Here is a 14,270-nt window from a genome sequence, read left to right on the forward strand (position 1 = left end):
GTTTTTAATATTTGTTAACAATATAAAAAGCTTTCTATTATGTTAAATAAAAAGCTTTTTATCACGTTACCTTTCCTTGAGACGATTGAGTAAATTGTCTCGGTGATGTTTAAATGAGTTGTTTTCAACATTTTCAATGAGGCTTTTTTCAATGGCAATATTCATCATGTTGAGTGCTTCGTTAAGTTGTCCGTTTGCGGCTAAACCATCTGCGAGGCTGTCATAGCCATCAGCTTTGTGTGGGTAGTTTTTTATATTATAAGTAAATAATTTTATCGCTTTGTTAATGGCTTTATTCTCTAGCGCAATATAACCCGCGTGATTAACCGCTCGATAGCTAGGAGTGATCTGATACCCATATAATTGAGATTGTTGTGTGTAGAAATGCTCGATGGCCTCTAAACCTTGTTCAATTACTTCTTTTGGGCAGTTCAATGTTGCTTGTAACGCATAAAATGCTTTTGGGTGCCCAGCAAGTGCGGTGGTGTTGTGGCTTTCTTGTTCCACTAAGCTTTCAGTATAGCGAAAACCTTTAGGTGAATATTTTTTCAATAACGCTAAGTATTGCTGATAAGCGCTCAGCATCATACCGCCTTCATTGCCCATGTTGATGTATAAATAAGTATTGAGTGTAGCCCTGTTGGCAAAAAACTGTTCTGCCTCTTTAAATATGACTTTGTCATGCCACCACAAACTAGGGCTAAAGGCAAAATGAGCTTGGAAAAGTTCTGGTCGAGCCTGCATTGCATAAACAGCAAATAAACCGCTTAAAGAGTGTCCCGATAGCACTTTAAACTTATTCGTTCTGTAGTTTTTGTTGATATAAGGGATCAGCTCTTGTTCGAGAAAATTAAGAAAGTTATCAGCCCCACCTGAAATTCCCCATTCGTTGTAACTTTCATGGTAAGTTGGTGTGAAGTCTCTGGTGCGATGGGTATTTTTAATGGCCACAATAATCATTTCTTGAGCATCATTATCTTGGTTGTGTAAATCTAACGAGCCAATAACATGATTAAAATTTCGTTGACCATCTAGTAAATATAATACGGGATAATCTAACTCTGTGTTTAGCTGATAATTATTAGGTAAGTGTATTAATAGCTCTCGTTGTTCAGCTAATATTTTAGAGGGTAAGTTAATAACCTTCGATTCACCTCGTACTTTTGCATCAGCATTAGTGATATTGGCTAGTAGTAGAAAAAGCAGTACTGCTATTACACGATTAAACATAAAGTGATCCTTAAAATTAAATGAGATTAAATGGCATATTCAACATGAATCACTGTGATTTTATTAAGCGCTAAAGTAATGATTTTTTGAGGAAAAAAAGTGACAAAAAGGTGATTATGCTTATATCAGGGTGATTTTTGCACGAAAAGCTGACATTGTGCATTTCAGATATTTTTTATCTAGTTAACGGCGTGGTAAACTAATTCCACGTTATACGCTGTTTTTAAGCCTCCTTGAAAAGTAAACAACGAGTTATGATCCGAATTGGCGAGTTTATCTTTGATACAGAACAGGCTCGATTAGTATGCCAAGAAAAAGAAATAGCCCTTGAACCAAAGCTATTTGAACTATTATTGCTCTTTGTTAACCAGCCAAACACGATAATTTCTCGACAAGATATCTTAGAACATTTGTGGCCAGGCTCACTTGTTACAGATAATGCCATCAATAAGCTGGTTGCAAGCCTTCGTAAAGTGTTAACTGATGATCCGAAAAGCCCTCGTTATATTCAAACCATTCCAAAGCGCGGATATCGATTGATTTGTCAGGTGAGTGTACTCGATAGTTCGCAAGCAGGTGGAAAATCTCACTTGGTGAACGAAGAGAGCAACGCAGAAAATAAACAGCAAGACCACGTTCGAACCAAAATAGTTAGTGCCGTATTAATTTCGTTTCTATTGCTGTTTGGCAGTGTTTTTTTATGGCAAGTATTTAGTGATAACGATAAACAAGCTCATCATAATCAATTTACCAAAGCGTTAACACGTGCGCATGGCATGGAAGAGTCAGCACGTATGCATCCAGATAATACTCACCTTTATTACTTAAAACAGAGAGAGCAACAACACGCTAAAAATACTCAATTCCAATTGTGGATAAAAAATATTCACACCGCACAAACACAACAGGTAGAGACGGGTAAAACTAACATCAGTAAAATTATCGCCGTGATTACACAGCCTGATAGTGTAATGACAACTCTATTTTATCTTGATAAACAGCGAGGGAGTTGTCGTGTTTATCAAGCGACTTTAATTGCTGTGCATCAATCAAACTCAATAAATAACACAATGCAATGGCAACAAGACGTTGAAAAGTTATTTGATTGCAGTGATAAACGCCTAAAAGATGTTGATTATCATGCTGATAAAAAAATGCTTTATTACACGGCACAACCGCAAAATTTTTGGCCTAATCAAATATACGCTTTTGATTTAGACACTAAAAAGCATAGTTTTGTCACGCAAACAGAGCCGGTAGGTTGGGGGCATCACAACATTGATATTTCACCTGATGGCAACAAACTGTTAATAATGAGTACCACTAGTGATATCAAAACCCAGCTACAGGTGTTGAATTTACACACGAATGAAATCACAGCAGGGATGAAATTTGACTATCTCGTCACTGAAGCGATTTGGCATCATAACTCTGAACATGTTTATTACTTTGCCGCACCACCGGCACACCAAATTATCAACAGTGATATACAAGGTCACAATGCGACAGCGGTTGTCAATGTTTCTGAGTACTTATCACCTCAAATGTCACTGTTTCCTGATGGAAAAAATTTACTGTTTAGTACCAAGCAGAACAATTATGGTATTAGTTGGTTAGTTGCGCCAAAAAGCATAAATGAAAAAACTAACATTAATATCGATAACTCCACGGTTGACGATTTTAACCCTGCGCTATTCCATCAGAGCTCAAAATATCTGTTTATATCAAATCGTAGTGGCCGAGCACAGTTGTATTTAGCCTCTGAAGGAAGCAAACAAGCCGAGATAGTGACGAACTTTTCACAGTCTTACCATTTGAGTTATATGGCAATTTCAGCGGACGATAAAAACTTACTTATGAATGTTGGCAATAACGTGTATTTAATTGCTATGCGTGAATTAAATGAACATACCCCGTTAACAACCCTGAAAAAAGAACAACTTATTTTCTCTAGTGACAACCCGATTATCTCGATTGATTGGTTATCAAGCAATGGCGTAGCAATTACCGCAGTGCGAAACGGGATACCTGAATTAAAGGTAGTTAATCTACTCAGCCGAAAAGCACAACAACTCAATGGAAATTGGGCATATGGGATGACCGACAGTCAGCACCCTGAATATCATTATTTAATCGAGCAACAGACTAATAATGTGTACCGAATAAATTCACTAACCTTCAGTGATGATCCAATGGAAAAATTACAGCATTTGACGAATACCCAAATAACGCTACCCAATCACTTTTTCCACGTGAAAATAGACAACAACGTTTTGTGTTATGGTAACGAAGAAAATGGTAGCGTCTATTTACATGCCGAACCATTAAATACTAAGACTCAAAGCCATAAATATCGTTTAAATGATTTTATAAGCTACGACGTTAATAACGGTAACATTATCGTCAGTGACATCGAAAGCTTCGAGGGGGATGTACATCGCACTATGTATTAAAGCTTTTAGGTTTATATAGTGGTGATGGCCACCGCCCCTTTTCTTCGCTTTTACTCTATTAACTTACTGGTATACTGCGGTTGATCCTTCAGAAATTAAGTCTAAGCCAGTAGCATTCTTTTGCATTAATTCAACGAGCACTGAAATAGGCTCTAAATACAATTCGTAAGTACTATGATGAATGGGTAGTACTTTCGTAATGGAAAGCGCTTTAACCAACGTTAAAACATCTTTTGCGGCCATACTTATTTGCCCTAATGGTCCACTAGTACCGACTTTTCCCATGTTCGGTACCAAAATATCTATCGGCCCTAAAGATTGAACAAAGTTAATCACTCGTTCACTTGGCATAGAATCTCCTGTCCAATAAAGGCTGCGTTGCCAACTTCCTTGTTGAAATACTATATAAAAGCCTAAACCATGACCAAGTATTGACTCTAAATCTTTATTCAAAGTATGGTCGGCTGGTACCGCAGTAATAGTGACTTTACCGTGACGCGTTTTATATTCACGTTTATCGCCTGGAGCCATTGCATCAAGATTAGTGAAGCCCAACTTACCAATTTTTTCTTGATCATCTGTAGGTAACACCATCAAAATATCTTTTTGTAATTGTTTATGTGCCTGTTGATCAAAGTGATCTTCATGCGCATGACTTAATAAAACTAAATCTGTCTGTGTTAAATCTACATTCGGTAATTGGGTAATGCGCTTGTGGTATCGAACATTAGGTCCAACTGTTAAATCAAACATTTCGTTTGGGTCAGCCATTAGAAATGCCTGATCCCCTTCACCAAGCATAGGATCGGTCAAAATAGTTAAACCGTCAAAATGCAGTTCCATGCTTGGGCCGCCAAGCCAACGTACTTCTAATTCTGGTGCTTGTGCGTATGATTCGCTACATAGCAAGACAATGATATGTAAGAAAATTAATTTAAATAATCGCATTTTTTATCTCTGTTAAATAAAGTGGTAAGAGAATAACAACTTGCTATTAAACGAACTAGATGACTAATATTGCATAAACTAAACGAAATATTTGTACAATGAGCAACTTAATTCAGATTCAAACTTTTCTTGAAGTAGCCAAAAGCAGTAGCTTTACTCAAGCGAGTAACAATCTTGCTTTACCCAGATCAACAGTGAGTGCTCGTATTAAGGCATTAGAAACGCGGATCAATACCCGCTTATTCAATAGGAACACCCGAAATGTTAGCTTAACCAATGAGGGCGTTGATTATTTACAAGTGTGTCAAAAAGCCCTAGGAATGTTAGTTTCTGCAGAGGAAGCGTTAATTCAAGATGATGTACTATCAGGCAAGCTGAAAATTTCTGTTCCCGTAGCGATGCCTAAATTACCCTTAGCGCAGCTAATTTCATCGTTTCAGCAGATTTATACGCATTTACGTGTAGAAATCATTGTTACTGACTCTCCACAAGATATTGTTGCTGAAAATATAGATGTTGCTATTCGAGGACGTGATGCTGGCGATTTAGACCTAATAGCTAGAGAGCTTGGTAAAGCTAAGCTAGGTTATTTCGCTTCACCTGGCGTGGTTGAGCAGCTAGGAAAAGAGGCAAATGAAGAAAGCTTATCTACTCAACTTATCTTTGCCCCAGTAAAAAAATCACAACGTTTTAAGTTAATAACACAAGACTTTTCACTCGCACATGATTTAGCTTGTACGAATCAAGGGGTTGTTATATTGCCGATAAACTTATGTCAACAAGCTGTTGAGGCTGGCTTACTATTACAATTTAACTGTATACCACAACCTTCTGAGCTGCCGGTATATTTGGTTTACCCAAACAGAAGTTATGTAGCAAAAAGAGTTAGAGTGTTCATCGACTTTATCATCTCAAATCATCAAGCATTTAAACTCATTTGATACATGTTAAACGCTTCATCGATAGCTAGACCAACAATACGCTTTAGGCGAGTTTACCGAGATGCTATGTTGATGTATCAAGCATATTTTGCCCTAAGCTGACCGGCAGCAAAAAAAGTGAGATGATTCTCACGGCCTATAGTATTAATATCAATAGGTTATAGTACTCATCGAGAATGTATAACCATAGAAATTTTCGATAAGATGAGCGTCATAAGAATCAATGGCAATTAAGTGTTAGTAAAGCTGTTGGTCACGAATCATTTCTTACTGACTTGATAGAAGTACTATGGCTTGTTTGACTAGATAAAAATTCTACAGTTTCCATAATTTTGGCTACCACTACCTCTGGGGCATCGGCAGTCATGTTATGAGTGGCCCCCTTTACAACAATATGTTCTGAATTGTGAGAAAGCTGAGCGATACTTTTTTGCATTTCAGCCCACTTATCTCCGACGCTGTAGAAACGAGGTGCTGCTTTGTAGGCTTCTCTGTCATGACTCATAACTATCATTTTTAAGTCACCAAAGTCATAATTAAAGTCTTCCAAAGGAGTATAAAGGCCTTTCTCGTTTCGATACGTCGAAAGTACATGAGCATATCTAAAGCTCGAGTAGTACTGATCTAATCTTTTTGTCATTTTAGTGTCATAGGTCTTAAAGATATTTTTAATGGCAGATAGCCCTAACACGGGATCAACATAGTGCCAAATTTTTACATATTCAGGAATGGGATCGAATTTACCACGCATGATTTCGTGCTGGTTTTCGTGCGCTGAATCTAGAAATATTAGGGCAGCTATATTGATGTTTGCTCTTGCAACGGTTCTTCTGGCAATGATCCCACCATAGGATTTTGCAACTAAAATGACAGGGTTGTCACCTGAAATATGTTTTATAAGAGATTCTTGAACTTGAGACTTTTGGTCAGTAGTAAATGTGCGTGGTACGTCATCGCTGCCTCCATGGCCTAATCTGTCGTAATAGCAGGCAGTAAATGTTTCAGGTAACTCTTCAACAATAGCAGACCAAGCTTCTTCTGAATCTGAGCCAAAACCAGTTTCAAGAAATACTAAAGGTTCACCATTTCCTTTACATACGTATCTCACACTTTTCCCTTCAAAGTTAAAATAACTACCTTCAAAAGACATTGGTTCGTATAGGAATGCTGCGATAGCACGCAATAGTAAATATACAAAAGCTAGAATTAATACTACAAAAGTTAGCTTGTTCGTAGCTAAACGTTGAAAAGAAATAGTCATATTAGTCCTTTAATTTATAATGGTTTACAAGTTTTTTAACATAATGGTTGGTGCAAGTTAAATAGACGTACTGCCAATATCCAATTTATCTGGAAAAATATTATTACTAAAACAGAAAAATAACCCTCAAGACAAGTGCGCTTATTTTTAACATTTTAACTTTTCTTATTAATGATTGTTTTATCAGTCACATTTTGTATAAAAATCAATCTCTCATATATAAATTTTATATTCAACGAATTCTTTCGTATTTTTATTGAGGTGAGAATTATAATGTTTAAAAGCATATAGATTAATACAGAATGTTCAGGCAGAACCTTAAACTGGGAAAGATAAAAATCGAAAGACAGTTTATCCCTTTACGCAGACTTGCAACTATTACCCTAGATATGAGAATTTTACTTCTAGCGAATTCCCGAACTATTATAGAACTAGCTTAGTTCTGACAGACAACTAAGCCACCAAAGCGATCATAGATACTTTAAATCAAAGCGACAGTTCTTCCGATAAAGCAGACATTAACTTTAATTCTCAACTTCATTCGCTATATCAATTAAGGCTTAGTAGTCATGATTAGCTAAATTACTAAACCTGAACATCTACTGTTTAACTGCGAACCATGAAGCCACGACCCCTGCCGGATTTGTTCCCCCATTACTATTGCTATGAGGTATTGTCCGAACAATAGAGCCAATAATAGCGGGAGTTTGATCAATACCGTTTGACCACGAATTTGCTAAATACCCTATATAGTTATATATCCACTTTTCACCGCCCACAATACCCTTACCTTGGAAATCAATGGTAAAAGGATTTCCATAGGTAATATTACCTGTTAAATTAAGAGACCACTGAGGGCCGTAAATCCGTCCTTGTAGAATATTAGGTTTAGAGGTTTCTATTTCGATGGTTCCCATGCCAAAAAGCAAATTTTCAATAGGATCCTTTGGATCTGTCTGCTTGATGTCATTTTTAAAACTACGATATGTCCAACTACCTTCAAAAATTTTATGAATTGAATCATCCATTTTCTTTTCCTATTTCTTTATCGATAGTGGTTTCGCAAATAAAAAGCCCCAAACAAAATCTGTTTGTAATACATTTAATTTAGGAGGGGTGTCACTTTCATTGAACCAATTTGGATTTGGTATACCATTAACACTTTTAGCATACCCATAATCTGTCAGGATTTGATTAAATACACTCAGTTTGAAAAAATCAGCTTTTTTGTTGCTGATTCCAACCCCTGCTCTTGAGTGGCAAGAAACACAGCTAGAACCATCCATAAACCCAGCTTCTGTCACAGAGTTCCCTAGATATGTTGGACGCCCAGTGTGATCTGTGAAATCTATTTGAGAACCCTTCAATCGATAACTTAACCATGCTTTGTCTTGAGGGTCTGGCTCATGTTTACTTGTACTTTTACCTGAACCAATGTTTGCAGCATGAAAAATATTTGCTAGTTGAGGTTTAATTTTTTCTGGTTTGTAACGCTTATTTCGATCAAAAACAGTTGAGACTGAGGATAAATTATCAGATTTAACCTTTGGAGCTACGTAGTTATCAAAAACATTTTTTGGTAATTTATCACTACTTTTAAAACCAAAGGAGTCATTGCAACCAGTAATATCACAACGCCCTGGTAAATTTACATGCTCAAACGTTGTCCATATCCATTGAGGGATGTCTTTAGAACTAATGTGAAATGCAATAAGGTAATGTTCACCTTGCCACAAACATTTTTCATTAGTTTTAGGATCTTTAATTTGAGTTGCCATATGTTTGGTAATATAGGGATTGCTTTCATCATTGGTCATTTTAAGTTTCTTAGCTAAATCTTTATGCATCCAATTACTTTTGATCATTACAGCGTTAGAGGGTAAATCGATTTTAGTTAAAATAGCCGCAGGATCACTCGTGTTAGAGGACTTATTAATTCTATGATAAGGGGCATTACTTGTATTGAGGTTCTTAGAGTTTCGGTCAAATACATCCAGTACACCATCTGAATTATATAAATTATTAGCAAACAAGTAATTATGAAAAGGCGCATTTCTCACTGTCAATTCAGCATTGGTTTGACGAATTATTCTACCGATACTTTCATAATCAGTAGGAACAAGATTATTGACTATGTTTGCAGAGCAATTGGGTAAAGTAAGACTTTGTTTTCTTGAAAGTAATAATTTATTAGAATCCTTTCGTATTTTATTAGTAACTAGATGTTCTATAATTGAAGGACGACCAATTCGGATAATCTTTTTATCTGATGCTAATGATAAAGAACTCATTGATTTTGCATTATTTAATTTTTTTAATGATTCATTAAACACAGTCCCAGGAAATATTGGACAATGACCTTCAGGGTTGTTAGTGGCTCCTGGTTGACAACAATCAACGCCTTGCTGTCCTCCTTGGGAGCATAATTGATATGGTTCGGAAGGCCAGTTTTGAGTCTCATCAGCCCAGTTAGACCAAAATCTATCATTTATTACATCAATATATAGTTTCCATGAAAACATATCAGGGCAGGTCATTGCTGGATTTGTGATTGTAGCTGGGAATATAAACTTTCCATTTTCATAAGACATAGAGCACTCTTCAGCATCTCGAATATCAGCCAAAAAATACATACTATAATCAATTTGATTTGCAATACGTTCTTCTGCGCTGCTTTGAATTGTGAATGCTAATAGAAAGGAAAACACTATTTTGGTGTAAAGTTTAAAATTGATCATTTTCAGTCCTTGAATTTGTTAATCTATAAATAGATTAGCACCTCCTATATTACTGTCCAATAATTAACCAAAAAATCAGAAAAATAAATAAGCTACTTCAACACACTATAAAAATTATTCTTCACTAGATATATTCAAACTTCTGGAAATATATATTTTGTTTGGCAAAAGAAACCCCGTGCGTTTAGTCTAATTCTGAGAAGTCCAATTATCACTATAAATGAGGACTTAAGCTTACGTTGAGAATATCGGAAAATAATCTCATTCTTGGTGAGGTTCACCAATAGTGCTTGATAGTACAGAAAAAAAGTTCAATATTCCTTTTTGGAATAAAAAAGCCTTTTCTATTCTTTTTAATTTATACGTTCTCAGTCTATTCTTCTCCCATATTAGTAATGGGCGAGTTGACGATAAATGTCTGAGCAAAATTTAAATCAAACGATGTTAAATCAAGAGCAATTAACCACGCTTAAAGAAACGATTGGTGGTTATTCTCCGCTACAATTAGCTTGGGCAAGCGGTTATTTAGCAGCAAAAAGCGAAGGTTCATCAATTGCTGTATTACCCACAGCAAGTGCTCCGCAAGCATCCGCGACCTTAACTATTCTATATGGTTCGCAAACAGGTAATGCTAAAGGTGTTGCAAAAAAATTGGCTGAACAAGCGCAAGCGCAAGGTTTGGCGGTTGACTGTAAAAGTATGGGTGAGTTCAAGCCGAAAAGTATCAAAAATGTTACGCATTTATTGATTGTTGCAAGTACCAATGGTGAAGGCGAGCCGCCTGATGATGCGATAGGTTTTCATGAGTTTTTATCGTCGAAAAAAGCACCGAAACTAGATCATTTACATTACAGCGTGCTCGCGCTGGGTGATTCAAGTTACGAATTTTTCTGTAAAACAGGTAAAGATTTTGATGAATATTTAGCAAATCTTGGCGCGAAACAAATCGCTCCACGTTTAGATTGTGATGTTGACTATGATGATGATGCACAAGCATGGTCAGAAGATATTCTAACGAAGTCTCAAGATTTATTGGGTGCTAATATCTCAGCAACTAATGTTGTCGCGATGCCAACAGCTGGCGCAACGAGCCAATATACTAAGCAAAACCCATATGCAGCTGAACTAGCGCTAAGTCAAAAAATTACCGGTCGAGATTCAAATAAAGATGTACGACATATTGAGGTAGATCTAGGTGAATCAGGAATAACCTATCAAGCAGGTGATGCGTTAGGTGTTTGGTTTGAAAATGATCTTGAACTCGTTAATGAGTTAATCGCAGCGTTGTCTTTATCAGCAGATGATACGATTACGGTGAATAAAGAAGCGTATCGGTTACAAGATGCCTTAGTCTCTAAATTAGAAATCACACAAACAGCACCTGCATTTATAGAGTTTTGGGCGAGCGTTTCCAATGATGAAACCTTAACAAAGCTAGCAAGTGATAAAAATACAGCACGCGAATATGCGGCTAATCATCAAGTTGTTGATATTGTAAAAGCTGCGCCAGCTTCGGTTGAAGCACAAGTGTTTGTTGATGCGCTGCGTAAAATTACTCCGCGTTTGTATTCTATTGCATCTAGCCAGTCGGAAGTTGATGAAGAAGTACATTTAACCGTTGGTTTAGTGGAATATCAACAAGGCGAACAAACCAGAGCCGGCGGTGCTTCAAGCTTTTTAGGTAAGCGTTTAGCCGAAGGTGGCGAAGTAAAAGTATTCATCGAACATAACGATAACTTCCGGTTACCACAAGATAGTAATACACCTGTGATCATGATTGGGCCAGGCACCGGTATTGCGCCGTTCCGTGCTTTTTTACAGGAACGAGATGCCGCAGAAGCAGAAGGCGATAATTGGCTGTTCTTTGGCGACCAAACATTTACTCAAGATTTTCTATACCAGCTTGAATGGCAAGGCTATTTGAAATCAGGTTTATTAACGCGCCTTGATCTTGCTTTTTCTCGTGATCAAGCTGAGAAAATTTATGTACAAGACCGCTTACGCGAACAAGCCGCTGATGTTTACGCATGGCTAGAGCGTGGCGCACATATCTATGTGTGTGGTGATATGAGTAGGATGGCGAAAGATGTGGAAACGGCACTTATCGATATTATCGCAGAGCAAGGCAATAAAACGGCTGAACAAGCTGAGCAATATTTAAAAGATTTACGCAATGATAAGCGTTATCAGAAGGATGTTTACTAATGACAGATGTAACCCAAGAAAACGGCCCTTTAATTGTCGAAGGCACCCTCGCTGATAATGAAAGATTGAAGCGCGAAAGTATTTTTTTACGCGGCACAATAAAGGAAGATTTATCTGATGCCGTCACTGGTGGCTTTAATGGTGATAACTTTCAATTGATACGCTTTCATGGCATGTATCAACAAGACGACCGTGATATTCGAGCCGAAAGAACAAAACAAAAATTAGAACCGTTACATAACGTGATGCTTCGCGCACGTATGCCGGGCGGCATTATCACCCCTACGCAATGGTTAGCGATAGATAAGTTTGCTGAAGAAAAAACCATGTATGGTTCTATTCGGTTAACAACACGCCAAACCTTCCAATTTCACGGCGTATTAAAGCCTAACATCAAACTGATGCATCAAACCTTAAACAGCATTGGCATTGATGCTATTGCAACCGCTGGTGATGTTAACCGAAACGTATTATGTACCACTAACCCTGTTGAATCTGAACTTCATCAAGAAGCGTATGAATGGGCGAAGAAAATTAGTGAGCACTTGCTTCCTAAAACACGCGCATATGCCGAGATTTGGTTAGACGGTGAAAAGCTTGAAGGTGAAAAAGGTGAAAAGACCGAAGAACCTATTTTAGGCAGCAATTACTTACCACGTAAGTTTAAAACAACGGTTGTTATTCCACCGCAAAATGATGTGGATGTGCATGCTAACGACTTGAACTTTGTTGCCATTGCTGACCAAGGCAAGCTTGTTGGTTTTAACGTGTTAGTGGGCGGCGGTTTAGCCATGACCCATGGCGATAAATCAACGTACCCTAGAAAAGCAGATGATTTTGGCTTTGTACCTTTAGCGAATACTTTAGATGTTGCCGCTGCCGTTGTAACAACACAGCGTGATTGGGGTAACCGGGTAAATCGTAAAAATGCAAAAACGAAGTACACCCTAGATAGAGTAGGCATTGATACGTTTAAAGCAGAAGTTGAACGTAGAGCAGGTGTGGTATTTGAGCAAAGTCGTCCTTATGAATTTACCGAACGTGGTGATCGTTTAGGTTGGGTTGCGGGTATCGATGGTAAGCATCATTTAGCGTTGTTTATTGAAAATGGACGCTTATTAGATTATCCAGGAAAACCGTTAAAAACAGGCGTTGCTGAAATTGCGAAAATACATAAAGGTGATTTTCGTATGACAGCTAACCAGAATCTGATCATCGCCGGCGTTGATGAAGCAGATAAAGCAACAATTGAGAAAATTGCTAGAGAACACGGCTTACTTGACGATAAAGTGTCAAACCAGCGTAAAAACTCAATGGCGTGTGTTGCATTTCCAACTTGCCCATTAGCAATGGCAGAAGCGGAACGTTATTTACCAGGGTTGATTGATGATGTTGATAGCATTCTTAATAAGCATGGTATTGGTGATGAGCATATTATTTTACGTGTAACGGGCTGTCCGAATGGTTGTGGCCGTGCAATGTTAGCTGAGCTTGGTTTAGTGGGTAAAGGACCAGGTAAATACAATATGCACTTAGGTGGAAATATTTCTGGTACACGCGTTCCTAAAATGTATAAAGAAAACCTCGATGAACAAGCCATTTTAACGGAAATCGATTCTTTAGTCGCTCGTTGGGTTGCTGAGCGTGAACAACATGAAGCTTTTGGTGATTTTGTGATACGAGTTGGTATTGTTCAAGAAGTGAAAGTCAGTAAGCGAGACTTCTATGACCAATAATACACAACCTGTCACATCATCAGTGATCAGTAATAAATTCCCAGCGTCTTTACCAGAACCTTGGCTGACGCAATGGAACGAGTTACTTGAAAAACAAAGTGCAATTGGTCGTGTAGAGTGGGCGCTAGAAAACTTACCTGGTCAGTTTGTGCTTTCCTCAAGCTTTGGTATTCAATCTGCGGTCATGCTACATATGATGACACAAGTTGATCCTAATATACCGGTAATATTAACCGATACTGGACATTTATTTCCGGAAACATATCAATTTATAGATACGCTTGCAGAAAAGTTAAAGTTAAATCTTCATGTCTATAGTGCGAAAGAAAGTGCTGCCTGGCAATTAGCTAAATATGGCGAAGAATGGGCGAAAGATGAACAAGCCTTAAAAGCGTATAATCGACGTAATAAGGTGGAGCCACTAGAGCGGGGTTTAACTGAACATTCAGCCGGCACATGGTTTTCAGGAATACGTCGACAACAATCAGATCACCGTGAGGGGCTGTCTGTTGTAAGTATTTTACGCGGGCGTTTTAAAGTACACCCGATTATTGATTGGCATAATAAAGATGTACATCAGTATCTGACAAAACATGGTTTACCTTATCACCCATTATGGGACCAAGGCTATGTAAGTGTTGGTGATACACATTCAACGCGGCCATTAACATTAGGTATGAATGAAAACGATGTACGTTTTTCAGGAATGCAAAGAGAATGTGGTCTTCATACAGATGGAGATGGTATTTAACGTTACT

At 37.7% G+C, this 14,270-nt stretch carries 10 protein-coding genes; 5 read left to right on the forward strand and 5 right to left on the reverse strand.

Annotated features, from left to right (window positions below; all coding sequences use genetic code 11):
* Nucleotides 1–66: 66 nt before the first annotated feature.
* Nucleotides 67–1,230: an alpha/beta hydrolase gene (locus tag Q4489_RS01880; RefSeq protein ID WP_303476310.1), complete on the reverse strand. Its 1,164-nt coding sequence runs from the start codon at nt 1,228–1,230 to the stop codon at nt 67–69.
* Between the two features lie 254 nt (nt 1,231–1,484).
* Between Q4489_RS01880 and Q4489_RS01885 the strand changes: the two genes are divergently transcribed.
* Nucleotides 1,485–3,683, forward strand: coding sequence for a winged helix-turn-helix domain-containing protein (locus Q4489_RS01885; RefSeq protein ID WP_303476312.1), 2,199 nt, complete (start codon nt 1,485–1,487; stop codon nt 3,681–3,683).
* Between the two features lie 63 nt (nt 3,684–3,746).
* On the opposite strand, the gene Q4489_RS01890 is transcribed toward Q4489_RS01885, so the two are convergent.
* Complete coding sequence (locus Q4489_RS01890; RefSeq protein WP_303476314.1) at nt 3,747–4,631, reverse strand: MBL fold metallo-hydrolase; 885 nt, start codon at nt 4,629–4,631, stop codon at nt 3,747–3,749.
* Between the two features lie 98 nt (nt 4,632–4,729).
* Here Q4489_RS01890 and Q4489_RS01895 point away from each other — a divergent pair, with 98 nt between their 5' ends.
* The gene (locus Q4489_RS01895) at nt 4,730–5,572 is read left to right on the forward strand and encodes a LysR family transcriptional regulator (RefSeq protein WP_303476316.1); all 843 of its coding nucleotides are present in this window, start codon (nt 4,730–4,732) and stop codon (nt 5,570–5,572) included.
* Nucleotides 5,573–5,825: 253 nt separating this feature from the next.
* Here the strand turns inward: Q4489_RS01895 and Q4489_RS01900 are convergent, their stop codons facing one another.
* From Q4489_RS01900 to Q4489_RS01910, 3 genes are all read right to left on the reverse strand, one after another.
* Nucleotides 5,826–6,680, reverse strand: coding sequence for an alpha/beta fold hydrolase (locus tag Q4489_RS01900; RefSeq protein ID WP_303476319.1), 855 nt, complete (start codon nt 6,678–6,680; stop codon nt 5,826–5,828).
* 752 nt (nt 6,681–7,432) lie between these two features.
* Nucleotides 7,433–7,861 carry a hypothetical protein gene (locus tag Q4489_RS01905; RefSeq protein ID WP_303476320.1) on the reverse strand — a complete coding sequence of 143 codons (429 nt, stop codon included), beginning with the start codon at nt 7,859–7,861 and terminating at the stop codon, nt 7,433–7,435.
* 9 nt (nt 7,862–7,870) lie between these two features.
* The gene (locus Q4489_RS01910) at nt 7,871–9,571 is read right to left on the reverse strand and encodes a hypothetical protein (protein ID WP_303476322.1); all 1,701 of its coding nucleotides are present in this window, start codon (nt 9,569–9,571) and stop codon (nt 7,871–7,873) included.
* A 414-nt stretch (nt 9,572–9,985) separates the two neighbouring features.
* Here Q4489_RS01910 and Q4489_RS01915 point away from each other — a divergent pair, with 414 nt between their 5' ends.
* The 3 genes from Q4489_RS01915 to Q4489_RS01925 are packed head-to-tail and all read left to right on the forward strand — an operon-like array spanning nt 9,986 to nt 14,263.
* Nucleotides 9,986–11,776 carry an assimilatory sulfite reductase (NADPH) flavoprotein subunit gene (locus Q4489_RS01915; protein ID WP_303476324.1) on the forward strand — a complete coding sequence of 597 codons (1,791 nt, stop codon included), beginning with the start codon at nt 9,986–9,988 and terminating at the stop codon, nt 11,774–11,776.
* Nucleotides 11,776–13,512: an assimilatory sulfite reductase (NADPH) hemoprotein subunit gene (gene cysI, locus Q4489_RS01920; RefSeq protein WP_303476327.1), complete on the forward strand. Its 1,737-nt coding sequence runs from the start codon at nt 11,776–11,778 to the stop codon at nt 13,510–13,512. The genes Q4489_RS01915 and cysI overlap by 1 nt, the downstream gene beginning before the upstream one ends.
* Nucleotides 13,502–14,263: a phosphoadenylyl-sulfate reductase gene (locus Q4489_RS01925; RefSeq protein ID WP_303476329.1), complete on the forward strand. Its 762-nt coding sequence runs from the start codon at nt 13,502–13,504 to the stop codon at nt 14,261–14,263. Before cysI ends, Q4489_RS01925 begins: the two co-directional genes overlap by 11 nt.
* The last annotated feature ends 7 nt before the right edge of the window (nt 14,264–14,270 follow it).

Source organism: Thalassotalea sp. 1_MG-2023 (assembly GCF_030546745.1).
In the GTDB taxonomy this organism is placed as follows: Bacteria; Pseudomonadota; Gammaproteobacteria; order Enterobacterales; family Alteromonadaceae; genus Thalassotalea_C.

Excerpts from the sequence above, each read along its gene's own strand:
- Q4489_RS01880 (WP_303476310.1), bottom strand. The coding sequence starts at position 1,230 with ATGTTTAATCGTGTAATAGCAGTACTGCTTTTTCTACTACTAGCCAAT.
- Q4489_RS01885 (WP_303476312.1), top strand. The coding sequence starts at position 1,485 with ATGATCCGAATTGGCGAGTTTATCTTTGATACAGAACAGGCTCGATTA.
- Q4489_RS01890 (WP_303476314.1), bottom strand. The coding sequence starts at position 4,631 with ATGCGATTATTTAAATTAATTTTCTTACATATCATTGTCTTGCTATGT.
- Q4489_RS01895 (WP_303476316.1), top strand. The coding sequence starts at position 4,730 with ATGAGCAACTTAATTCAGATTCAAACTTTTCTTGAAGTAGCCAAAAGC.
- Q4489_RS01905 (WP_303476320.1), bottom strand. The coding sequence starts at position 7,861 with ATGGATGATTCAATTCATAAAATTTTTGAAGGTAGTTGGACATATCGT.
- Q4489_RS01910 (WP_303476322.1), bottom strand. The coding sequence starts at position 9,571 with ATGATCAATTTTAAACTTTACACCAAAATAGTGTTTTCCTTTCTATTA.
- Q4489_RS01915 (WP_303476324.1), top strand. The coding sequence starts at position 9,986 with ATGTCTGAGCAAAATTTAAATCAAACGATGTTAAATCAAGAGCAATTA.
- cysI (WP_303476327.1), top strand. The coding sequence starts at position 11,776 with ATGACAGATGTAACCCAAGAAAACGGCCCTTTAATTGTCGAAGGCACC.
- Q4489_RS01925 (WP_303476329.1), top strand. The coding sequence starts at position 13,502 with ATGACCAATAATACACAACCTGTCACATCATCAGTGATCAGTAATAAA.